This window comes from Mixta mediterraneensis, from assembly GCF_014946725.1.
Classification (GTDB): domain Bacteria; phylum Pseudomonadota; class Gammaproteobacteria; order Enterobacterales; family Enterobacteriaceae; genus Pantoea; species Pantoea mediterraneensis.
The window spans coordinates 34,202-56,051 of the sequence record NZ_JACFXY010000009.1 but is presented as its reverse complement, the minus strand read 5'-3'; the positions used below and the strand labels follow the sequence as shown (position 1 = coordinate 56,051).

Genomic DNA, 21,850 nt, shown 5'->3' with positions numbered 1-21,850 from the left:
CCAACGCTAACAAATGATATGCTTGCCGCCCTTTTATTGCTCGCTGGAGGTAGTGCATGACATCAGCACCACTGATTACGCAACGGCTGGAGCAGGTTGAAGCGGTGATGCGTGAGCACAATCTCTGGCAAAGCACATCTCCCCATGCCAGCGCCTTTGAGAGTTGCGAACCCTTTTGTCTCGACACGCTTGAGCCGCTGGAATGGTTGCAATGGGTGCTCATTCCCCGCATGCATGCTTTAATCGCCGCGCAACATCCGCTGCCGCAGAATTTTGCTATCGCACCGTATTTTGAAATGGCGTTAACCCTAACCCTGCCAGGCCGCCCGCTGTTATTACTTACGCTGCGTCAACTCGACGCGCTGTTTATGGATGATACCGTCTGATGTTAGAAATTCTCTATCAGGATGAGTGGCTGGTGGCGGTGAATAAGCCGGCTGGTTGGCTGGTACATCGCAGTTGGCTGGATCGTCATGAGAAAGTCTTTGTTATGCAGACGGTACGCGACCAGATTGGTCAGCACGTATTTACCGTTCATCGTCTTGATCGGCCCACCTCTGGCGTGCTGCTGATGGGCTTATCCAGCGAAGTCGGACGTCTGCTTTCGCAACAGTTTGAACAGCATCAGGTGCAAAAAACCTATCATGCGGTACTGCGCGGCTGGCTGGAAAGCAGCGGCACGCTGGATTACCCGCTGATGGAAGAGCGGGATAAAATTGCCGATAAATTTGCCAGCGAAACGCGTATCGCCCAGCCTGCATTGACAGATTATCAGGCGCTGGCAAAGGTAGAAATGCCCGTGCCGGTTGGCCGCTACCCAACTTCGCGTTATAGCCTGATCGAATTGTCGCCAAAGACGGGACGTAAACATCAGCTACGTCGCCATATGTCGCACCTGCGTCATCCGATGATTGGCGACAGCACGCACGGCGATCTCAAACAAAATCGTGGTGCAGCCCAACATTTTGGAGCGAACCGATTAATGCTGCACGCCAGCAGCCTGTCACTCACGCATCCTGTAACGGGTGAATCCTTGTTGATTCGCGCCGGGCTGGATTCCGTGTGGCAAAACCTGATGAACCAGTTTGGCTGGCAGGATTTAATCCCTGACGTTCCGAGGGTTGAGTTTGTGCCAGAGCCAAGCCAGGATAACCGTTCAGAATAAGGAGAGCGCTCATGGCGAAGATAGGCATTTTTGTGGGCACGGTGTACGGCAACGCGCTGCTGGTGGCAGAAGAAGCCGGGCCGATTTTGCAAGAGCAAGGGCATGAAGTAAACGTGTTTGAAGATCCGACACTGGCGCAGTGGCAGGATTACAGCACTGATGTGGCGCTAGTGATAACGTCTACCACCGGCCAGGGCGATTTCCCAGACAGCATTGCCGATCTGGTTAACGGTGTGAAAGATAAATTAGGTTATCAGCCAACGCTACGCTACGGCGTGATTGCGTTAGGTGACAGCAGCTACGATCACTTTTGTGGTGCCGGAAAAACATTTGACGCCCTTTTGCAGGAACAAGGCGCGCAACGGGTGGGTGAGGTATTGCTGGTGGATGCGGCAGAAGATCCTGAACCAGAAACAGTCACCTCGCCGTGGGTAGAAGCCTGGGGTAAATTGCTATAGCGAGTTGCGCGCTTGCAAATAAGCGCGCAACTCTTATCACGTCACTGGCGCTGGATTAAACACTGCCAGCTGATTACGAATTCCCCAGCGATCTGACCAGGTTTGCTTTCGGCCGCTGGCAATGTCCAGAATCAATTCAAACAGACGCCTGCCCACCTGCTCAATCGTCTCTTCGCCAGTTGCAATCGTCCCGGCATTGATGTCCATCAGATCATGCCAGCGCTGCGCCAGTGCATTACGCGTCGCCATTTTAATCACCGGGATCGCCGCCAGGCCATAAGGCGTTCCGCGCCCGGTAGTAAACACCTGCAACGTAATACCAGACGCCATCTGTTGGGTGCCGCAGATAAAATCACTGGCGGGCGTCGCGGCGTAAACCAATCCACGACGTGTTGGCCGCTGGCCAGGCGACAGCACTTCGACAATTGGACTACGGCCCGATTTAGCAATCGATCCCAGTGCCTTTTCTACTACATTTGCCAGACCGCCTTTTTTATTGCCCGGCGAAGGATTCGCACTGCGATCGGTTTGCCCCTGATCGAGATAATCGTCATACCACGCCATCTCTTCCAGCAGACGTTTACCCACGTCTTCATTTATTACGCGCGGCGTTAACAGGTGGATAGCATCACGCACCTCAGTGACTTCAGAAAACATCACCGTCGCGCCACAGCGTACCAGTAAATCGGAGGCAAACCCGACCGCGGGATTAGCAGTCACGCCGGAAAATGCATCGCTCCCACCGCACTGCATGCCAACGATAAGCTCGGATGCCGGACAGGTTTCGCGTTGACGCTGATTAAGGCGTTTTAAATGACGTTCTGCCACCTGCAAAATCTCATCGATCATCGCGCCAAATCCCTCCAGCTTTTCATCCTGCAGGCGCACAATATCATTGTCATCCAGCGAGATGGTCTGTACATCAGGCGTGCCGGTCAGCAGACGCTCAGGCTGCAACTTTTCACAGCCCAGGCTCACAATCATCACCTCACCACCGAAGTTAGCGTTTAGCGCCAGATTGTGAATGGTGCGGATCGGTACGACCGCAGCGGGCGCGTTGATCGCCACACCGCAGCCGTAAAGGTGATTGAGCGCCACCACACCATCGACATTGGGATATTTAGGCAGCAGATCGCGTTCAATTCGCTGAACCACAAAATCTACCACGCCCGCCACGCAATGCACGCTGGTGGTAATACCCAGCAGATTACGCGTGCCAACGCTGCCATCCGCGTTGCGGTAGCCTTCAAATGTGTAACCTTCAAGCGCGGGCAGATCAGGGGGAATATTATTCGCCAGCGGCAGGCTGGCCAGTGGGGGGGCTTCGGGGAGTGCTACCAACGATTCATCAATCCAGCTGCCTTGTGCAATATCACGCAACGCGTAACCAATAATTTCGCCGTAGCGCACAATCTCGCTTGCTTCAGCGATGGCGCGCAGCGCCACTTTATGGCCTTGCGGCACATGTTCGGTCAATGTCAGGCCATCGGCAAAAGTCGTGCCTGCGGGTAAACCTTGATTGTTCACCACAATGGCGACGTTATCCGCTTCATGTACCTTGATATAGAGCGGCTGTTCAGTCGGGTTCGGGGTCATCGCTCACCTTCCAGTCGTTCGCGCCGTACTTTTGCGGCGCGGTGTAATGATGCTACTTGTCTTGTCACTCGCTCGGGATTGCTGGCTTCAGTATAAGGAGAGGTATCTCGCCATGCATTGTGCAATTGTCTGGCTTTAAGGCAATTTACAGCTCTGTTTTAGTGAAAACGGCTAAAAGCAAGTGAAGAGTCTCACAAAGCTTTTTATCACTGCGGCCTTTAGCATCTGTTCAACGAACTATTTCCATGTTCCGTGAGCCGCGCCGCAGCGTTATGTGCAAATGCCAGATAATTGGCATCAACTCCACATTATTCTCAGGCGTTCTTCCAGTGTCAGTGCGAAATCCTGTTCTTATACTGATTTTCGTTATCCAACGTTAGGTTATGTGTCACGACGCACTATCGGTTTGCCAATAACAAAATCGCCGTGTTTAACCCAACTTCTCTCTGATACCCAACGCGATGTGTATGCAGTCAGAGCGAATGTAGCTACCGCTATATTTCAGGAGTGCATCATGAATAGTTACAGCCAGGCCGCAGAATCGGTACAAAAACGTACTAATGCGCGCTACTGGATTGTGGTGATGTTGTTTATCGTCACCTCATTCAACTACGGAGACCGGGCCACGCTGTCCATTGCAGGGTCGGCAATGGCAAAAGATATTGGTCTTGAACCGGTTGGATTAGGCTACATCTTCTCTGCCTTTTCCTGGGCTTACGTGATCGGTCAAATACCGGGCGGTTGGTTACTGGATCGTTTCGGCTCAAAACGTGTTTATTTCTGCAGCATATTTCTCTGGTCGATGTTTACCCTGCTACAAGGCTTCGTTGGTCTCTTCAGCGGCTATACCATCGTCGTCGCGCTGTTCATGCTGCGTTTTATGGTTGGCCTGGCGGAAGCGCCTTCTTTCCCTGGCAACAGTCGTATCGTCGCGGCCTGGTTTCCGGCGCAGGAGCGTGGAACAGCAGTGGCGATTTTCAACTCGGCGCAGTACTTCGCCACGGTGATTTTTGCCCCCATCATGGGTTGGTTAACGTCACAGGTCGGTTGGGCGCACGTGTTCTGGTTTATGGGGGGACTCGGCATTCTGTTGAGCCTGATCTGGCTGAAAGTGATCCACGATCCCAACGATCATCCGCGTGTTAACAAGGCGGAGCTGGAATACATGGAGCAGGGCGGCGCGCTGATCAATATGGATCAAAAGAAAGAGCAGCAGCGAGTCAGCTGGAAGGAGAAGTGGTTTCAGATTAAACAGCTGCTTAGCTCGCGCATGATGATTGGCGTCTATCTCGGTCAGTATTGCATTAACGCCTTAACCTACTTTTTTATTACCTGGTTCCCGATTTATTTGGTGCAGGCGCGCGGCATGTCAATTTTGAAAGCGGGCTTTATCGCCTCGATTCCCGCAGTGTGCGGCTTTGTCGGCGGCGTGCTGGGCGGCGTCATTTCAGACTGGCTGATGCGTAAAACCGGCTCGCTGAACATTGCGCGTAAAACGCCTATCGTGCTCGGCATGCTGCTTTCCATCTCAATGGTGGTGTGTAATTACGTCGATACAGAGTGGGTGGTGGTGTTCTTTATGGCGCTGGCGTTCTTCGGTAAAGGCATTGGCGCTCTGGGTTGGGCGGTGATGGCGGATACGGCGCCAAAAGAGATCAGCGGCCTGAGCGGCGGCCTGTTCAACATGTTTGGTAACGCCTCCGGCATCATCACGCCGATTGCGATTGGTTACATCATTGCGATTAACGGCTCCTACAACGGCGCGCTGATTTATGTCGGTATCCATGCCTTTGTCGCAGTGATGAGTTACCTGGTGCTGGTGGGCGACATCAAGCGTATCGAACTGAAACACCGAACATAAGGACGCACTATGAATACGCAAAGTACGCCGGTTATCACTGACATGCAGGTGATTCCGGTAGCCGGTTACGACAGCATGTTGCTGAATATTGGTGGCGCGCACAATGCCTGCTTTACCCGTAATATCGTGGTGCTGACTGATAGCGCTGGGCACACCGGCGTGGGTGAGGCGCCGGGCGGTGAAACCATTTACCAGACGCTGACAGAGGCTATCCCGCAGATTAAAGGTCAACAGATTGCACGCATGAATCGTCTGGTACAGCAGGTACATAAAGGCAACCAGTCGGCCGATTTCGATACCTTTGGTAACGGCGCATGGACCTTTGAACTGCGCGTTAATGCGGTTGCTGCACTAGAAGCCGCGCTACTCGATCTGCTTGGACAGTGCCTTGGCGTGCCGGTGGCGGAGCTGCTCGGGCCGGGCAAACAGCGCGATGACGTCACGGTGCTGGGCTACCTGTTTTACCTCGGCGATCGTCGTAAAACGGATTTGCCTTATCTTAGCGGCGAGAACGCCAGCCATGACTGGTATCACCTGCGTCATCAGGAAGCGCTCAACAGCGCTTCGGTGGTTCGTTTAGCCGAAGCCGCGCAGGATAAATACGGCTTCAAAGATTTTAAACTCAAAGGGGGCGTACTGCCGGGCGAGCAGGAAATTGAAACAGCAGTCGCGCTGAAAAAGCGCTTTCCAGGCGCTCGTATCACTGTCGATCCCAATGGGGCCTGGTTACTGGACGAAGCCATCGGGTTATGCAAGGGCATGCAGGACGTACTGACTTATGCAGAAGATCCCTGTGGCGCTGAGCAAGGCTACTCCAGTCGTGAAGTGATGGCTGAATTCCGTCGCGCAACCGGCTTGCCGATGGCGACCAACATGATCGCTACCAACTGGCGCGAATTAAACCATGCGGTGATGTTGAATGCAGTAGACATTCCGCTGGCCGATCCCCACTTCTGGACGCTGAGTGGCGCGGTACGTGTCGCACAGCTCTGTGACGAGTGGGGTCTGACGTGGGGCTGTCACTCCAATAATCACTTCGATATTTCGCTGGCGATGTTTACCCATGTGGGCGCTGCGGCGCCAGGTAAACCAACAGCGATAGATACGCACTGGATTTGGCAGGAGGGCGACCAGCGCCTGACTCAAAATCCCTTGCAGATCCGCAATGGCAAAATCGCCGTGCCGGACGCGCCAGGCCTTGGTATTGAGCTGGACTGGGAGCAGTTGCGTAAGGCCAACGAGCTGTACAAATCACTGCCTGCCGGGGCGCGTAACGACGCCACGGCAATGCAATATCTGATGCCAGGTTGGACATTCGACCGTAAACGCCCGGCATTTGGCCGTGCGACAGCGTAAGGAGCAGGAGATGAGTTCTACACCTACCGTCACATCCATGCAGGTGATTCCGGTTGCCGGATACGACAGCATGTTGCTAAACCTCAGCGGGGCGCACTCACCGTTTTTCACCCGTAACATTGTCATCATCAAAGATAACGCCGGACACACGGGGGTAGGAGAAATTCCCGGTGGGGAGAAGATCCGCCAGACGCTGGAAGATGCCGCTTCACTGGTGGCTGGCAAAACCGTCGGCGAGTACAAAAATATCCTTAATCTGGTGCGCAGCACCTTTGCATGACCGGGATACAAACGGGCGTGGTAACCAGACCTTTGACCTGCGTACCACCATTCATGTCGTCACCGGTATTGAAGCCGCATTGCTTGATCTGCTCGGCCAGCACTTAGGCGTCAATGTGGCCTCTTTACTGGGGGACGGACAACAGCGCGACAGCGTTGAAATGCTCGGGTATCTGTTTTATATCGGTAATCGCCAGAAAACGTCGTTGCCGTATCAAAGCCAGGAAAATGACAAATGCGACTGGTATCGCCTGCGCCATGAAGAAGCCTTGACGCCAGACAGCGTGGTGCGTCTGGCTGAAGCCGCGTATGAAAAATATGGCTTCAACGATTTCAAACTGAAAGGTGGCGTGCTGCGCGGTGGCGAAGAAGCTGAAGCGGTGACTGCGCTGGCAAAACGCTTCCCTACAGCACGCATCACGCTTGATCCGAACGGCGCATGGTCGCTCAACGAAGCGATTCTGCTGGGTAAACAGCTGAAAGACGTGCTGGCATATGCAGAAGATCCGTGCGGTGCGGAGCAGGGATATTCGGGCCGAGAGGTGATGGCAGAGTTCCGGCGTGCCACCGGTATGCAGACCGCGACCAATATGATCGCTACCGACTGGCGACAAATGGGCCACACCATTTCCCTGCAATCAGTGGATATTCCGCTTGCCGATCCGCATTTCTGGACGATGCAGGGGTCGGTGCGCGTGGCGCAAATGTGTCACGATTTTGGCCTGACATGGGGTTCGCACTCCAACAATCACTTTGATATTTCCCTGGCAATGTTTACCCACGTTGCCGCCGCCGCGCCGGGCGCGATTACCGCTATTGATACGCACTGGATTTGGCAGGAGGGCAATCAGCGCCTGACCAAAGAGCCATTCCAGATCAAAGGCGGCATGGTACAGGTGCCGCAAAAGCCGGGACTGGGCGTTGAGCTGGATATGGATCAAGTGATGCAAGCCAATGCGCTCTATCAAAAACACGGTCTGGGTGCACGTGATGATGCGCAGGCGATGCAGTTCCTGGTGCCAGGCTGGAGTTTTGACAATAAACGCCCATGCCTTGTGCGCTAACTTTTTTGGCTCCCGCGCGGGAGCCAATATAACAGGAGTAAAACCATGAGCAATGCAGCCTGGCCGAATAGCTTTCGTCGTCGTTTACTGGCGGGGGAAACCCTGATTGGTAGCTGGTGCGCGCTGGCAAACCCGCTCACCACTGAAGTCTTAGGGCTGGCCGGATTTGACTGGCTGGTGCTGGATGGTGAACACGCACCTAACGACATCACGACATTTATTCCGCAGCTGATGGCGCTGAAAGGCAGTCACAGCGCGCCGGTGGTGCGTCCGCCATGCAATGAACCGGTTATTATTAAACGCTTGCTGGATATTGGTTTTTACAATTTCCTCGTGCCGTTTGTCGAGACAGAAAAAGAGGCGATTCAGGCGGTGGCCTCCACGCGCTATCCACCGGCAGGTATTCGCGGCGTATCGGTTTCGCACCGCAGCAATATGTACGGCACGCTGGCGGATTACAACACCAGCATCAATGACAACATTACGGTGCTGGTACAGATTGAAACGCAGCAGGCGGTGGACAACATTGATGCCATCGCTGCGGTTGAGGGCGTAGACGGCATTTTTGTCGGTCCCGGCGATCTCTCTGCGGCGCTGGGTTACCTTGGCCAACCGGCGCACCCGGAAGTGCTGAAGGTCATTAAATACATATTTGAACGCGCCAGGGCTGCGGGTAAACCAGGCGGTATTCTGGCCCCTGTAGAAGCCGATGCACGCCGCTATCTGGAATGGGGCGCGAGCTTTATTGCTGTCGGCAGCGACTTAGGGGTGTTCCGCAACGCCACGCAGGCGCTGTGCGACAAATTTAAGCAGTAATCAACGAAGGGGTAACGCAATGAAAATTGGATTTATCGGCCTGGGCATTATGGGCAAACCGATGAGTAAAAACCTGGTAAAAGCGGGCTATACGCTGGTGGTGCGCGATCATAACGTTGAGAACGAAGCGGAACTGGTTGAACTTGGCGCGACCGTGGCAAAAACGCCAAAAGAGGTCGCTGAGCAGGTTGACGTAGTGATTACCATGGTGCCGAATTCGCCGCAGGTAAAAGACGTTTGCCTGGGGGAAAACGGCATTATTGAGGGGGCAAAGCCGGGCCTGATCGTCATTGATATGAGCTCGATTGCGCCGCTGGCAAGCCGTGAAATTCACGATGCGCTTGCTGAAAAGCAGATTAAAATGCTGGACGCGCCAGTCAGTGGCGGCGAACCCAAAGCTATCGAAGGCACCTTATCGGTGATGGTGGGAGGTGACCAGGCGGTATTCGATCAGTGCTACGACATCATGAAAACCATGGCGGGATCGGTGGTGCATACCGGCGATATTGGGGCAGGGAATGTCACCAAGCTGGCGAACCAGGTGATTGTTGCTCTGAATATTGCTGCGATGTCTGAAGCGCTGTCACTGGCAACCAAAGCGGGAGTAAATCCAGATCTGGTTTACCAGGCGATTCGCGGTGGTCTGGCGGGCAGTACCGTGCTGGATGCTAAAGCGCCGATGGTGATGGATCGTAATTTCAAGCCGGGTTTTCGTATCGATCTACACATCAAGGATCTTGCCAATGCACTCGACACGTCGCACGGTATTGGCGCGCAACTCCCGCTGACCGCTGCCGTGATGGAGATGATGCAGGCGCTGCGTAACGAGGGGCAGGGCACCGCCGACCATAGCGCGCTCGCCTGCTATTATGAAAAGTTAGCGAAGGTTGAGATTTCCCGCTAAAGCGCGGTTCCGGTATCTGCGGATACCGGGCTGGCCTGCTTAAGCCTTTTAATCCATCAACAGCGCTCGGATTGCCTATGAAAATCGTTATCGCACCGGATTCATATAAAGAGAGTTTATCCGCCCTGGATGTGGCGTCGGCGATCGAAGCGGGATTCCGTGAGATCTTCCCGGATGCGCATTACGTGAAAATACCGGTCGCTGACGGTGGCGAAGGCACGGTAGAGGCAATGGTGGCGGCGACGGAAGGAAAAATCATCAGGCTGAAGGTGACCGGCCCGCTTGGCGCGCAGGTTGACGCTTTTTATGGTCTTTCGGGTGACGAGCGCACCGCATATATCGAGATGGCGGCAGCCAGCGGGCTGGAATTAGTGCCTGCGGCGCAGCGTGATCCGCTGGTCACTACCTCATTTGGCACTGGCGAGCTGATCAAAAATGCGCTGAATAAGGGCGTTGAGCACATCATTATCGGTATCGGGGGAAGCGCCACTAATGACGGCGGTGCCGGTATGATGCAGGCGCTGGGTGCCCGCTTGCTGGACAAACAGGGCCGGGAGATTGGTTATGGCGGTGGCGCGCTGCCAGAGCTGGCCAGCATCGATATTGATGCGCTGGACGCACGAATAAACCAGTGCCGGTTTGAAGTGGCGTGCGATGTGACTAATCCTTTGACCGGCGATGACGGCGCGTCGGCGATCTTTGGCCCGCAGAAGGGGGCAACGCCTGAACTGGTCAGGCAGCTTGATCAGGCGCTGACGCACTACGCGCAGATTATTCACCGCGATCTGGATATTGACGTGCTGCATATTCCTGGTGGCGGCGCGGCGGGGGGAATGGGGGCCGCGCTGCATGCGTTTTGCCAGGCGGATTTGCGCCGTGGTATTGAAATTGTCACTGAGGCGCTTGGCCTGGCAGAGCACGTTACCGATGCTGATTTGGTGATCACCGGCGAAGGGCGCATTGACAGCCAGAGTATCAACGGCAAAGTTCCGATTGGCGTGGCGAGCGTGGCGAAGCGTTTTAATAAACCGGTCATCGGGATCGCAGGCAGTTTAACGTCAGATGTTGGTGTGGTGCATGAACACGGTCTGGATGCGGTATTTAGCGTGCTGTATAGCATCTGCTCTCTGGACGATGCACTGGCAAATGCGGATAAAAACGTTCACCTGACAGCACGCAATGTGGCCGCAACGCTGAAAATGGGTGGACTTAAGTAGAAAGCTTACGGGCTGGCCCAGCGCTGATTAGCGATCAAGGGCCAGACTGTAGGTTCTATTCCGCAGCCAAAATGCGTCGAGCTTCCTGCGCCACATTCTCCATTTCATCCTGTAACTCCAAAAGCTCCGGCTCAAGCGCTGCAAAGTCGTTAGCGTGATGCAACTCTTTTTCCAGCTGATGACATAGCTGTTTCATACGCGGCACGCCACTGTAGCTGGCGCTACCGTGTAGCTTATGAATGATTTCACGCAATCCTGCCACATCATTGGCAGCGATGAACATCTCCATCTTTTCGTGCACTTCCGGTAAAAAGGCTAATAACATGCTCAGCATATCGCGTGCTAAATCTGGCTTATTTGCTGCCTGGCGCAGCGCCAGCGTCCAGTCCAGCGTCGGCAGAATTTGCGGTAACTCTGGGGGCTGAACCGTAGGTGTTGGTGTATAACGTGCCAGCAACTGGCTGAGTTTGTTCTCATCAATTGGCTTGGCGAGATAATCATTCATGCCTGCTTTAATCAGTTGTTCACGCTCGCCATCAATCGCATGCGCGGTAACAGCAACAATTGGCGTATGTGCGTGCTGCGGCAGGTTGCGAATAATTTCGCTGGCGCGGATGCCGTCTATATCTGGCATCTGAATATCCATCAGGATCACATCCAGCGGCTGAAGACGCGCCTGGCGAATAGCCTGCCCGGCACTGTTACACAGCACTATTTTTTGTACCTGCTCTTCCAGCAGTGCGCCGATCAATTTCAGGTTGGCAGGGTTGTCATCCACCGCCATCACCGTCAGCGGTAAACGCGGCGAGGCCGGTAATTCGCTGAGTTGACGGCTATGCAGCTCCAGCAGCATGGGCAATAAGCGCGTCTGCGAAACAGGTTTAGCAATGCAGCCATCGATGCCGCGCACTTTCAGTTCATCTGCCAGCAGCATCATCGGGCTTGGCAAGGCCAGCAGCACATTATCAGCGCGATCCAGCAGGGAATTAATCAGGTCATCGGCCAGTAACTGGTGCTGATCGACATCCACTGGCATTGCCATTAACAGCAGCGGATAGTGATCCTCTTTTAGCCCTTGCAGGGTTTCGCTGTAATCAATTTGCAGCGGCGTCACGCTTAACATTTGCAGCACCGATTTCGCCACGCTGGGATGGGATTCTACGTAAGCAATACGCGAATGCGATAATGCATCCAGTACGCGGGGCATCCCCGGTGCATTAGGATTGAGATCAAGCTGGACACGGATCCAGAAAGTTGATCCCTCTCCTGGCCGGCTGTAGAAAGTAATTTCACCGCCCATCTCTTTCACTAATTTTTGCGTAATCACCAGTCCTAAACCGGTGCCGCCATGGCGACGTGAGATGCTGGCGTCAGCCTGCCGGAATGCCTGAAACAGCTGCGTTTGTTGCTGCCCGGAAATACCGATGCCGGTATCGTGTACCTGTATCTCCAGCTTGACGCGGGTAGCGTTAATCGCAAGTAGATCGACTCTGAGATCGATAGTGCCTTTTTGGGTAAATTTGATGGCGTTGCCGATCAGGTTAATCAGAATTTGCTGTAAGCGCAGGGCATCGCCAATCACGTTATCAGGCACGCTACTGTCGCACACCACGGTCAATTCCAGGCCTTTTTCATGTGCGGATGGCGCTAATAACACCAGCGTTTCATCAAGGGTGGCGCGCAGCGGGAATGGAATGGATTCCAGCACCAGCTTACCCGCTTCAAGCTTTGAAAAATCGAGCACGTCATTGATGATGCTCAACAGGTTATTCGCTGAACGCTCAATGGCTTGCATATAATCGCGCTGAGTAGTGCGCAGCGGCGTTTTCAACATCTGACGAGTAAATCCAAGCACGCCATTCAGCGGCGTGCGCAGCTCGTGCGACATATTGGCAAGGAACTCAGACTTAATACGCGCCGCTTCCTGAGCACGCTTTTTCGCCAGATCCAGTTCAACGTTCTGGATCTCCAGCTGTTCCAGCGTTTCACGCAGATCATACGTAGCCTGATCGATATTGTGCTGCATCTCTTCGTGGTAGGCGGTGAGTGACATCGCCATTGCATTAATGCCATTCTTGAGGATATTTAGCTCGCCAAGCATGTATCCCTCGACGCGACTATCAAGTTGACCGCGACGAATGCGGTCAACGGTGCTGACCATATTGCGGATCGGGCCAGTCACGTCGCGCATAAGTCGATAGGCAAACAGCATGGCAATGCACAGGCAGAACAGCAGCATCAGCGTGGCGACAAACACTTCTTTATACTGCTGCAGGCGTACCGATTGCAGATCAAGTTCAATCGCCACATAGCCCAGCGGATTACCGGACAGCTTTGCGCCTTCACCGGGGATCTCATCCACGGCATAGCGCTCAGTGGTGATCGGTTTGCGCAGGATTAACATATTGCCGTGCCGCTCTATTGAGACGTTATCCTGCAGGGCATTAATTTTCTCTTTCTGCAGCAGGCTAAGATTGTGTTTATTGTTTGAGCTGACATAAAGCCGGTTGTCTTTGTCGAAAACCGAAATCGCCCGGACAATATCTGAATGGCGACGATGCAGCAGACTAACCAACTCACTCATGGCGTCGCGGTTATGCCACGTCATGCTGTATTCACTGGAAATCGCCAGCGGCTCGATAATATTGACGCCAGCATCCATTACCTGTCGTTGCAGCTCGTTATAGCGGTGTACAACGAAGAAAGAGCTGAGCAGCAGGCCCACCATTAAGGTTGGAGCCAAAATCAAAACCATCATTCGCGCCCGCAGGCTGTATTTGGTCATAGTACGGCTGACTCCGGCGTTTACATCCTTGTGCATCCCGTCGGTAACGCCATGCACAGCGATTTTTAAGAGAGAATTCACAAGACTATGGCGCAATTTTACGTCGCAAAACAGCGCATGGCGATCAAACTATCACAGCAGGGTAAAGCACAGCCGTTACGCCACAGGCTAAGCAAAGCAGACTATTTAGGGTGCCAGGTGTCCCGTCTTGCCCCATTTTGATGCCCACTCTTAAGGCATGGATTGCACCGTTACGTCACTGTTTGCGCGCTAAAAAGGGTAAAACGGTTGAGGCAGGCTAAACGGGTGCGGGCAGATAACGCGCCACTGCGAATTTTGCGCCATCCTGATGCATGACACGCCAGCGACAGTAAAAAACTGGAACACTTTTCGCATAAATACCCGCTAACATTAACTCCTGAGCGAGAGCAGCTAAGGAATGAATAGCGCTAAGTCATAACCAACCGTTCTGTCAGCCGCACAGTCTTAAGCTAATCTTCAGCCTGCACATTTTTATGCAGATAACCGATGCGGCGAATCAGCAGAAGGCAAAAGCTATTGTCTGGCGGGGTCTGCAACCGGACGTTCAGCTGAGGGATCGGTTTTTCGGCATGGGAGACTTCTCGCTTCCTGCAGGAAAATTCGTACAAATTGCGGTAGGTGTGGCGAGCATAGCAGCATTAGGTCAGCAGGCAGCGTATAATGCGAATCTGAATAATCTTAAAAATGTCAGCCTGTTTCTGCACTAGCTGGGAGACGCTATTTCGCGCCAGCCGTGGGTGGAGCTGGGATTTAACAAGGTATTACTCGATCCGGTACGTGCTGCCGCCGCAGGCGTGATAACGCATGTGATTAAACTAGCACCACAACATGTGGTCTATGTTTCGAGTAATCCTGTAACGCTCGTCCGCGATAGCCAGACACGGCTATCGGCGGGTTACCAATTGGAAAGGGGCGGAATGCTGGATAGTTCCGACATAGCCATCATTTCGAATCCATGGTGCTGTTCATAAAAACATAAGCGATCGTTCAGATCGGTATGCCAGGAGAGGATATGGTTGCGGTTAGAAGTGCGCATTTAAATACGGCGGGGGAGTTTGCCCTCGACCAGTGGATCGCCAGTCTTGGCATGACCAACCCGCAATCATGTCAACGTATTGCCGAAACCTGGTGCTATTGTGAAGCCCAAACGCACAACCACCCGCGACAATCTCTGCTGCTGTGGCGTGGCATTGAGATGGTCGAAATCCTCTCGATGCTCAGTATGGATATTGACAGCCTGTGCGCCGCGCTAATTTTCCCGCTCGCGAATGATGAAGTGGTAAGTGAAGAGGCGCTGGAACAAGCCGTTGGCAAAAGTATCGTTTCGCTGGTGCGTGGTGTGCGCGATATGGACGCTATCCGCCAGCTCAAAGCGATCCACAATGACTCTATGGCCTCCGAGCAGGTGGATAACGTCCGCCGGATGTTGCTGGCCATGGTGGAAGATTTCCGCTGCGTCGTGCTGAAGCTGGCGGAACGCATCATGAATCTGCGCGAAATGAAAGACGCGTCGGAAGATGAGCGTGTACTGGCCGCCAAAGAGAGCACCAATATCTATGCTCCCCTGGCCAATCGCCTGGGCATTGGTCAGCTGAAGTGGGAGCTGGAAGATTACTGCTTCCGCTATTTGCATCCTGACGAATATAAACGTATCGCCAGGCTGCTTCATGAGCGCCGCATTGACCGTGAACAGTACATCGAAAATTTCGTCGATAACTTGCGCAAAGAGATGGCGAAAGAGGGCGTGCGTGCCGACGTGTATGGGCGTCCCAAACATATCTACAGCATCTGGCGTAAGATGCAGAAAAAATCGCTGGCATTCGACGAGTTGTTTGACGTGCGTGCGGTGCGCATCGTGGCAGAACGGTTGCAGGATTGTTATGGCGCGCTGGGAACGGTGCATACGCTATACCGTCATTTGCCTAGCGAGTTTGATGATTACGTCGCTAACCCAAAACCCAACGGCTATCAGTCGATTCATACCGTGGTGCTGGGGCCGAAAGGCAAAACGGTTGAAATCCAGATTCGTACCCGCCAGATGCATGAAGATGCTGAACTGGGGGTTGCTGCGCACTGGAAGTACAAAGAAGGCCCTTCTTCCAGCAATGCGCGTGGCGCAGCCGGTCATGAAGAGCGCATAGCATGGCTGCGTAAGTTGATTACCTGGCAGGAAGAGATGGCCGATTCCGGCGAAATGCTGGAAGAGGTACGTAGTCAGGTATTCGACGATCGCGTTTACGTGTTTACCCCGAAAGGGGATGTGGTTGATCTCCCCGCCGGTTCAACGCCGCTCGACTTCGCTTACCATATTCACAGTGACATCGGGCATCGCTGCATTGGCGCAAAAATCGGCGGCCGCATCGTTCCGTTTACCTACCAGTTGCAGATGGGCGATCAGGTTGAAGTGATCACTCAGAAACAGCCGAATCCAAGTCGCGACTGGCTGAATCCGAACCTTGGCTACATTACTACCAGCCGTGGACGTTCAAAGATTCATAACTGGTTCCGTAAACAGGATCGCGACAAGAAGATTCTTGCTGGCCGACAGATTCTGGACAGCGAACTGAGCCAGATAGGCATCAGCCTGAAAGAAGCGGAAAAGCTGTTGCTGCCGCGCTATAACGTTACTTCGCTTGAAGAGCTGCTGGCATCCATTGGCGGCGGCGATATTCGCCTTAATCAGATGGTTAACTTCCTGCAGGCTAAGCTTAATAAGCCAAGCGCTGAAGAGGAGGACCGCGAAGCGTTACGTCAGTTGACGCAAAAATCGCATTCTGTATCGTCGCGCAAAGAGAGTGGACGCGTTGTAGTGGAAGGGGTTGGCAACCTGATGCATTACATTGCGCGCTGCTGCCAGCCTATTCCGGGCGACGCTATTGTTGGCTTTATTACGCAAGGTCGCGGCATTTCTATCCATCGCGCTGACTGCGACCAGCTTGCTGAGCTGATTTCACACGCGCCAGAGCGCATTGTTGATGCGGTATGGGGCGAAAGCTATTCCAGCGGTTATTCGCTGGTGGTGCGTGTAACTGCTAACGATCGCAGCGGACTGCTGCGTGATATCACCACGATTCTCGCCAACGAGAAGGTCAATGTGCTGGGCATGTCGAGCCGCAGCGATACCAGAAAGCAACTGGCTACCATTGATATGGACATTGAAATTTATAATCAGCAGGTGCTGGGCCGCGTGCTGGCACGTCTGAATCAGGTGCCCGATATTATAGATGCGCACCGCCTGCATTGAGTTACCCTCCATCAAAAATGACCGTACTGGCTGCCTCTGTCTTGCAGAGGCTAGCCTGCATCTGGCATCTTTACCTGCTCAGGTCATCATCACTTAAAAGGATCCTTCATGAATTCAATTGATCGCCTGCTGGGCATTATGGAAACCCTGCGCGATCCGCAACGCGGCTGTCCGTGGGATCGCGAACAGACCTTTGCCAGCATTGCGCCTTATACCCTTGAAGAAACCTACGAAGTTCTGGACGCTATCCAGCGTCAGGACTTTGACGATCTGCGCGGTGAATTAGGCGATCTGCTGTTTCAGGTCGTGTTCTATGCCCAGATGGCCAACGAGCAAAAGCGCTTCAGTTTCGACGATATTTGTAACGCCATTAGCGATAAGCTGGTGCGCCGCCATCCGCACATTTTTGCCAACGCCAAAGCCGAAAACAGCGCGGAGGTATTGAAGAACTGGGAAGTTATCAAAACTTCAGAACGCGCCGGGAAGGCTCAGCACTCGGCGCTTGATGATATTCCCAAGGCCCTGCCTGCGTTGATGCGTGCGCACAAAATTCAGAAGCGTTGCCACAATGTCGGTTTCGACTGGACCTCCCTGGGACCGGTGGTCGATAAAGTGCATGAAGAGCTTGATGAAGTGATGCACGAAGTACAGCAATCCGTTATTGATGAGCAAAAATTAGAAGAAGAAATTGGCGATCTGCTGTTTGCGACGGTCAATTTATCGCGCCATCTGGGTAGCAAAGCCGAAATGGCATTGCAAAAAGCCAATGATAAATTTGAGCGACGCTTCCGTCAGGTAGAGGCTATTATTGCTGCACAAGGGTTAAGCATGCCGGGTGCTACGCTGGAGCAAATGGAAGCGGCCTGGCAACAGGTCAAAATTTTGGAAACAAGCTAATTATTCCACCGCTGTGCATAAAATCGCCGTTTAAGCTTACACGATTCAGCGTGGCGGCAACTTTGTGACATACATCAACCTTTCATCTTCCTCTATCCGCTATGTTAGCCGCAGCATTGCGTTGGAGAAAGGCAGTGATTCATCAATTGTGGCTGATAGCGGTTTCCAGTATACTGTTTTCCCGTCCTGGTTATTCCACCGTCTTTAAACCTAAACTCTCAGGTTCAGCATGACAACGAATTATATTTTTGTGACCGGCGGGGTTGTTTCCTCTCTGGGTAAAGGCATTGCCGCAGCCTCCCTCGCAGCCATTCTCGAAGCCCGTGGTCTGAACGTGACCATCATGAAGCTGGATCCGTATATCAACGTCGATCCAGGCACCATGAGTCCAACTCAGCACGGTGAAGTATTTGTTACGGATGACGGAGCCGAAACCGATCTGGATTTGGGCCACTACGAACGCTTCATTCGTACCCGTATGTCGCGTCGCAATAACTTCACGACTGGTCGAATCTATTCAGAAGTCCTGCGCAAAGAGCGCCGTGGCGATTATCTGGGCGCGACGATTCAGGTCATTCCCCACATCACTAACGCTATCAAAGAACGTATTATTGAAGGTGGCGAAGGCCATGATGTCGTGCTGGTTGAAATCGGCGGTACTGTGGGTGACATCGAATCGCTGCCCTTCCTTGAGGCTATTCGCCAGATGGCGGTAGATGTGGGCCGCGAGCATACCATGTATATGCACCTGACGCTGGTGCCTTACATGGCTGCGGCTGGCGAAGTGAAAACCAAGCCAACGCAACACTCCGTTAAAGAGCTGCTTTCTATCGGTATCCAGCCAGACGTGCTGATCTGTCGTTCCGATCGCGCGGTGCCTGCCAACGAACGCGGCAAAATTGCGCTGTTCTGTAACGTGCCGGAAAAAGCGGTTATCTCACTGAAAGATGTCGATTCCATTTATAAAATTCCAGGCATGCTGAAATCGCAGGGCCTGGATGACTATATCTGCAAACGCTTCAACCTGAACGCACCAGAAGCCAATCTGGCCGAGTGGGAACAGGTGATTTACGAAGAAGCGAATCCAGGCGGCGAAGTCAATATTGGTATGGTTGGCAAATACGTTGAACTGCCGGATGCGTATAAATCCGTTATCGAAGCGTTGAAACATGGCGGCCTGAAAAATCGCGTCACCGTGAATATTAAACTGATTGACTCGCAGGACGTTGAATCGCGTGGTGTCGAAATTTTGAAAGATTTGGATGCTATCCTGATTCCCGGTGGCTTCGGTTACCGTGGCGTTGAAGGCAAGCTGATGACCGCGCAATATGCCCGTGAAAACAACGTGCCATACCTGGGTATCTGCCTTGGTATGCAGGTGGCATTGATGGAATTTGCGCGCAACGTGGCGGGCCTTGAAGGCGCCAACTCCACTGAATTTGTGCCAGACTGTAAATACCCGGTGGTTGCATTGATCACCGAATGGCGTGATGAAAACGGCAATGTTGAAGTGCGTACTGAGCAGAGCGATCTCGGCGGCACTATGCGCCTTGGCAGCCAGCAGTGTCAGTTAACGCCAGACAGTAAGGTCCGCCAGCTGTATGGTACTGATACCATTGTGGAGCGCCATCGCCATCGCTATGAAGTTAACAACATGCTGTTGAAGCCGATTGAGGCTGCAGGTTTGCGCATTGCGGGACGTTCTGGCGATGACCAACTGGTAGAGATCATTGAAATCCCCGATCACCCGTGGTTTGTGGCTTGTCAGTTCCACCCGGAATTCACGTCGACCCCGCGCGACGGTCATCCACTGTTTGCCGGTTTTGTTAAGGCCGCGCATGAGTACCAGAAGCGTTTAGCGAAGTAAGTTTCACGAGCAGTGCGCGAACTTTTCGCGCGCTCTTTGTCTTAGGATTGACTAACTTGTACTGAGGAAAATCGTAATGTCCAAAATCGTAAAAGTCATCGGCCGCGAAATTATCGACTCACGTGGTAACCCGACTGTTGAAGCAGAAGTGCATCTGGAAGGCGGTTTCGTTGGTCTGGCAGCAGCCCCATCAGGTGCGTCTACCGGTTCACGCGAAGCACTGGAACTGCGTGACGGTGACAAATCTCGTTTCCTGGGCAAAGGCGTGACCAAAGCTGTTGCTGCGGTAAACGGTCCGATTGCTGACGCGGTAAAAGGCAAAGACGCGAAGGATCAGGCGAACATCGACAAAATTATGATCGACCTGGACGGTACGGATAATAAATCCAACTTTGGTGCAAACGCCATTCTGGCGGTTTCTCTGGCTGCGGCGAAAGCGGCTGCTGCGTCTAAAGGCCTGCCGCTGTATGAGCACATCGCTGAACTGAACGGCACGCCAGGCAAATATTCTATGCCGCTGCCAATGATGAATATCATCAATGGTGGTGAGCACGCCGATAACAACGTCGATATTCAGGAATTCATGATCCAACCGGTTGGCGCTCCAAACGTAAAAGAAGCTATCCGTATGGGTTCTGAAGTGTTCCACAACCTGGCGAAAGTGCTGAAAAGCAAAGGCATGAGCACCGCTGTGGGTGACGAAGGAGGCTACGCGCCAAACCTGGGTTCCAACGCCGAAGCGCTGGCTGTTATCGCCGAAGCGGTAAAAGCCGCCGGTTACGAGCTGGGTAAAGACATTACCCTGGCGATGGACTGTGCAGCCTCTGAATTCTATAAAGATGGCAAGTACGTCCTGGCGGGTGAAGGTGGTAAAGCGTTCACGTCCGAAGAGTTCACCCACTTCCTGGAAGATCTGACCAAACAGTACCCCATCGTTTCTATCGAAGATGGCCTGGACGAGTCTGACTGGAACGGTTTCGCTTATCAGACCAAAGTGCTGGGTGACAAAATCCAGCTGGTAGGTGATGACCTGTTCGTGACTAACACCAAAATTCTGAAAGAAGGCATCGATAAAGGCATCGCAAACTCCATTCTGATCAAATTCAACCAGATCGGTTCTTTGACCGAAACGCTGGCTGCTATCAAAATGGCAAAAGATGCAGGCTACACTGTGGTGATTTCGCACCGTTCAGGTGAAACCGAAGATGCAACCATCGCTGATCTGGCGGTAGGTACAGCAGCGGGCCAGATCAAAACTGGCTCAATGAGCCGTTCTGACCGTGTTGCTAAATACAACCAGCTGATCCGTATTGAAGAAGCGCTGGGCTCAAAAGCGCCATTCAATGGTCTGAAAGAAGTTAAAGGCCAGTAATCGGTTGCGGATGTAGCGTAAAAGCTGCATCGCCTGATAATAAAGCCCCGCGAGTCTGCGGGGCTTTTGCTTTTTTAGCACCAGGCGGCTGTTGTTGTAAGGTATAAACCTGCCATAATCAGCGCCCTGATTTTTCCGAGCGAGTAAAAAATGTTCTACCCGATTAACGAAATGTTCCAGACGCTGCAGGGCGAAGGTTTTTATACCGGTGTGCCAGCCATCTTCATCCGTTTACAGGGATGCCCGGTGGGTTGCAGTTGGTGTGATACCCGGCATACCTGGGAAAAGCTGGCGGATCGGGAAACATCGCTCGGCGACATTCTGGTAAAAACCGTAGAAAGCGATGCCTGGGGCGATGCCGATGCTGCAACATTAATAAAAGCGATAGAGCAGCAGGGCTGGACGGCGCGCCATGTGGTTATCACCGGCGGCGAACCCGCTATTTATGATTTGCGTCCGCTCACGGAAGCACTGGAAGCAGTCGGATTTAATTGTCAGATTGAAACCAGTGGCACGCACGAGATCTATTGTTCTGCAAAAACCTGGGTAACGGTATCACCGAAGGTAAACATGCGTGGCGGTTATGATGTGCTGGCGCAGGCGCTAAGCCGGGCCGATGAGATCAAACATCCGGTAGCGCGTGAGCGCGATGTAGAAGCATTAGATGAATTGCTGGCGGGCCTTCAGGACAGCAAATCACGCGTCATTGCATTACAACCTATCAGCCGCAAAGAGACGGCGACCAGACTTTGCATTGACACCTGTATTGCCCGCAACTGGCGTTTATCGATGCAAACACATAAATATCTAAATATTGCCTGATGTAAAAAGGGCGGCAGTGCGCCGCCTTTGAATCTTACTGTTTTGCCTTCCAGGCGTCATACGCCTTTTTAATTTCAGTTTTCGCCGTTGCGGCATCCTGAAAAC

Annotated in this window: 16 protein-coding genes and 1 pseudogene; 15 read left to right on the top strand and 2 right to left on the bottom strand. The window is 53.1% G+C overall.

The genetic code is table 11. From position 1 onward, the window contains the following. Positions 1-56 precede the first annotated feature (56 nt). The 3 genes from H2P46_RS16020 to H2P46_RS16010 are packed head-to-tail and all read left to right on the top strand — an operon-like array spanning position 57 to position 1,623. Complete coding sequence (locus tag H2P46_RS16020) at positions 57-386, top strand: YqcC family protein (protein ID WP_193405920.1); 330 nt, start codon at positions 57-59, stop codon at positions 384-386. After that, positions 386-1,165: a tRNA pseudouridine(65) synthase TruC gene (gene truC / locus H2P46_RS16015; RefSeq protein ID WP_193405919.1), complete on the top strand. Its 780-nt coding sequence runs from the start codon at positions 386-388 to the stop codon at positions 1,163-1,165. Before H2P46_RS16020 ends, truC begins: the two co-directional genes overlap by 1 nt. 11 nt (positions 1,166-1,176) lie before the next feature. Continuing rightward, a complete protein-coding gene (locus tag H2P46_RS16010; RefSeq protein WP_193405918.1) occupies positions 1,177-1,623 on the top strand; it encodes a flavodoxin in 447 nt (148 codons plus the stop codon). Positions 1,624-1,659: 36 nt separating this feature from the next. On the opposite strand, the gene garD is transcribed toward H2P46_RS16010, so the two are convergent. Further along, a complete protein-coding gene (gene garD, locus H2P46_RS16005; protein ID WP_193405917.1) occupies positions 1,660-3,219 on the bottom strand; it encodes a galactarate dehydratase in 1,560 nt (519 codons plus the stop codon). Positions 3,220-3,733: 514 nt separating this feature from the next. On the opposite strand from garD, the gene H2P46_RS16000 reads away from it, so the two are divergent. From H2P46_RS16000 to H2P46_RS15975, 6 genes and pseudogenes are all read left to right on the top strand, one after another. Next, complete coding sequence (locus tag H2P46_RS16000; protein ID WP_193405916.1) at positions 3,734-5,080, top strand: MFS transporter; 1,347 nt, start codon at positions 3,734-3,736, stop codon at positions 5,078-5,080. A 9-nt stretch (positions 5,081-5,089) separates the two neighbouring features. Further along, positions 5,090-6,436 carry an enolase C-terminal domain-like protein gene (locus H2P46_RS15995; protein ID WP_193405915.1) on the top strand — a complete coding sequence of 449 codons (1,347 nt, stop codon included), beginning with the start codon at positions 5,090-5,092 and terminating at the stop codon, positions 6,434-6,436. Positions 6,437-6,446: 10 nt separating this feature from the next. Further along, positions 6,447-7,779: pseudogene (gene gudD / locus H2P46_RS15990) on the top strand (glucarate dehydratase). Between the two features lie 45 nt (positions 7,780-7,824). Next, positions 7,825-8,595, top strand: coding sequence for a 2-dehydro-3-deoxyglucarate aldolase (gene garL, locus H2P46_RS15985; RefSeq protein ID WP_193405914.1), 771 nt, complete (start codon positions 7,825-7,827; stop codon positions 8,593-8,595). Positions 8,596-8,614: 19 nt separating this feature from the next. Beyond that, positions 8,615-9,499 carry a 2-hydroxy-3-oxopropionate reductase gene (gene garR / locus H2P46_RS15980; RefSeq protein WP_193405913.1) on the top strand — a complete coding sequence of 295 codons (885 nt, stop codon included), beginning with the start codon at positions 8,615-8,617 and terminating at the stop codon, positions 9,497-9,499. A 77-nt stretch (positions 9,500-9,576) separates the two neighbouring features. Beyond that, positions 9,577-10,716: a glycerate kinase gene (locus H2P46_RS15975; RefSeq protein WP_193405912.1), complete on the top strand. Its 1,140-nt coding sequence runs from the start codon at positions 9,577-9,579 to the stop codon at positions 10,714-10,716. Positions 10,717-10,771: 55 nt separating this feature from the next. Here the strand turns inward: H2P46_RS15975 and barA are convergent, their stop codons facing one another. Then, the gene (gene barA, locus H2P46_RS15970; RefSeq protein ID WP_193406022.1) at positions 10,772-13,501 is read right to left on the bottom strand and encodes a two-component sensor histidine kinase BarA; all 2,730 of its coding nucleotides are present in this window, start codon (positions 13,499-13,501) and stop codon (positions 10,772-10,774) included. 515 nt (positions 13,502-14,016) lie between these two features. On the opposite strand from barA, the gene H2P46_RS15965 reads away from it, so the two are divergent. The 6 genes from H2P46_RS15965 to queE all read left to right on the top strand — a co-directional run bounded on the left by H2P46_RS15965 (position 14,017) and on the right by queE (position 21,745). Next, on the top strand, positions 14,017-14,250 hold the full coding sequence (locus tag H2P46_RS15965) for a hypothetical protein (protein ID WP_193405911.1): 234 nt from the start codon (positions 14,017-14,019) through the stop codon (positions 14,248-14,250). A gap of 305 nt (positions 14,251-14,555) precedes the next feature. After that, a complete protein-coding gene (gene relA, locus H2P46_RS15960; RefSeq protein ID WP_193405910.1) occupies positions 14,556-16,787 on the top strand; it encodes a GTP diphosphokinase in 2,232 nt (743 codons plus the stop codon). Between the two features lie 108 nt (positions 16,788-16,895). Next, a complete protein-coding gene (gene mazG, locus H2P46_RS15955) occupies positions 16,896-17,684 on the top strand; it encodes a nucleoside triphosphate pyrophosphohydrolase (RefSeq protein ID WP_193405909.1) in 789 nt (262 codons plus the stop codon). A gap of 229 nt (positions 17,685-17,913) precedes the next feature. Then, positions 17,914-19,551, top strand: a complete 1,638-nt coding sequence (pyrG, locus tag H2P46_RS15950; protein ID WP_193405908.1) for a glutamine hydrolyzing CTP synthase — start codon at positions 17,914-17,916, stop codon at positions 19,549-19,551. A gap of 76 nt (positions 19,552-19,627) precedes the next feature. Next, positions 19,628-20,923, top strand: coding sequence for a phosphopyruvate hydratase (gene eno / locus H2P46_RS15945; RefSeq protein ID WP_193405907.1), 1,296 nt, complete (start codon positions 19,628-19,630; stop codon positions 20,921-20,923). A 150-nt stretch (positions 20,924-21,073) separates the two neighbouring features. Continuing rightward, positions 21,074-21,745 (top strand): 7-carboxy-7-deazaguanine synthase QueE, encoded by a 672-nt coding sequence (gene queE, locus H2P46_RS15940; protein ID WP_193405906.1) that lies wholly within the window; start codon positions 21,074-21,076, stop codon positions 21,743-21,745. The last annotated feature ends 105 nt before the right edge of the window (positions 21,746-21,850 follow it).

Coding starts and splice junctions, on each gene's coding strand:
- barA (WP_193406022.1), bottom strand. CDS start 13,501: ATGACCAAATACAGCCTGCGGGCGCGAATGATGGTTTTGATTTTGGCT.
- H2P46_RS15995 (WP_193405915.1), top strand. CDS start 5,090: ATGAATACGCAAAGTACGCCGGTTATCACTGACATGCAGGTGATTCCG.
- queE (WP_193405906.1), top strand. CDS start 21,074: ATGTTCTACCCGATTAACGAAATGTTCCAGACGCTGCAGGGCGAAGGT.
- eno (WP_193405907.1), top strand. CDS start 19,628: ATGTCCAAAATCGTAAAAGTCATCGGCCGCGAAATTATCGACTCACGT.
- garD (WP_193405917.1), bottom strand. CDS start 3,219: ATGACCCCGAACCCGACTGAACAGCCGCTCTATATCAAGGTACATGAA.
- H2P46_RS15965 (WP_193405911.1), top strand. CDS start 14,017: ATGCAGATAACCGATGCGGCGAATCAGCAGAAGGCAAAAGCTATTGTC.
- H2P46_RS16000 (WP_193405916.1), top strand. CDS start 3,734: ATGAATAGTTACAGCCAGGCCGCAGAATCGGTACAAAAACGTACTAAT.
- garR (WP_193405913.1), top strand. CDS start 8,615: ATGAAAATTGGATTTATCGGCCTGGGCATTATGGGCAAACCGATGAGT.
- pyrG (WP_193405908.1), top strand. CDS start 17,914: ATGACAACGAATTATATTTTTGTGACCGGCGGGGTTGTTTCCTCTCTG.
- H2P46_RS16020 (WP_193405920.1), top strand. CDS start 57: ATGACATCAGCACCACTGATTACGCAACGGCTGGAGCAGGTTGAAGCG.
- mazG (WP_193405909.1), top strand. CDS start 16,896: ATGAATTCAATTGATCGCCTGCTGGGCATTATGGAAACCCTGCGCGAT.
- H2P46_RS15975 (WP_193405912.1), top strand. CDS start 9,577: ATGAAAATCGTTATCGCACCGGATTCATATAAAGAGAGTTTATCCGCC.
- garL (WP_193405914.1), top strand. CDS start 7,825: ATGAGCAATGCAGCCTGGCCGAATAGCTTTCGTCGTCGTTTACTGGCG.
- truC (WP_193405919.1), top strand. CDS start 386: ATGTTAGAAATTCTCTATCAGGATGAGTGGCTGGTGGCGGTGAATAAG.
- relA (WP_193405910.1), top strand. CDS start 14,556: ATGGTTGCGGTTAGAAGTGCGCATTTAAATACGGCGGGGGAGTTTGCC.
- H2P46_RS16010 (WP_193405918.1), top strand. CDS start 1,177: ATGGCGAAGATAGGCATTTTTGTGGGCACGGTGTACGGCAACGCGCTG.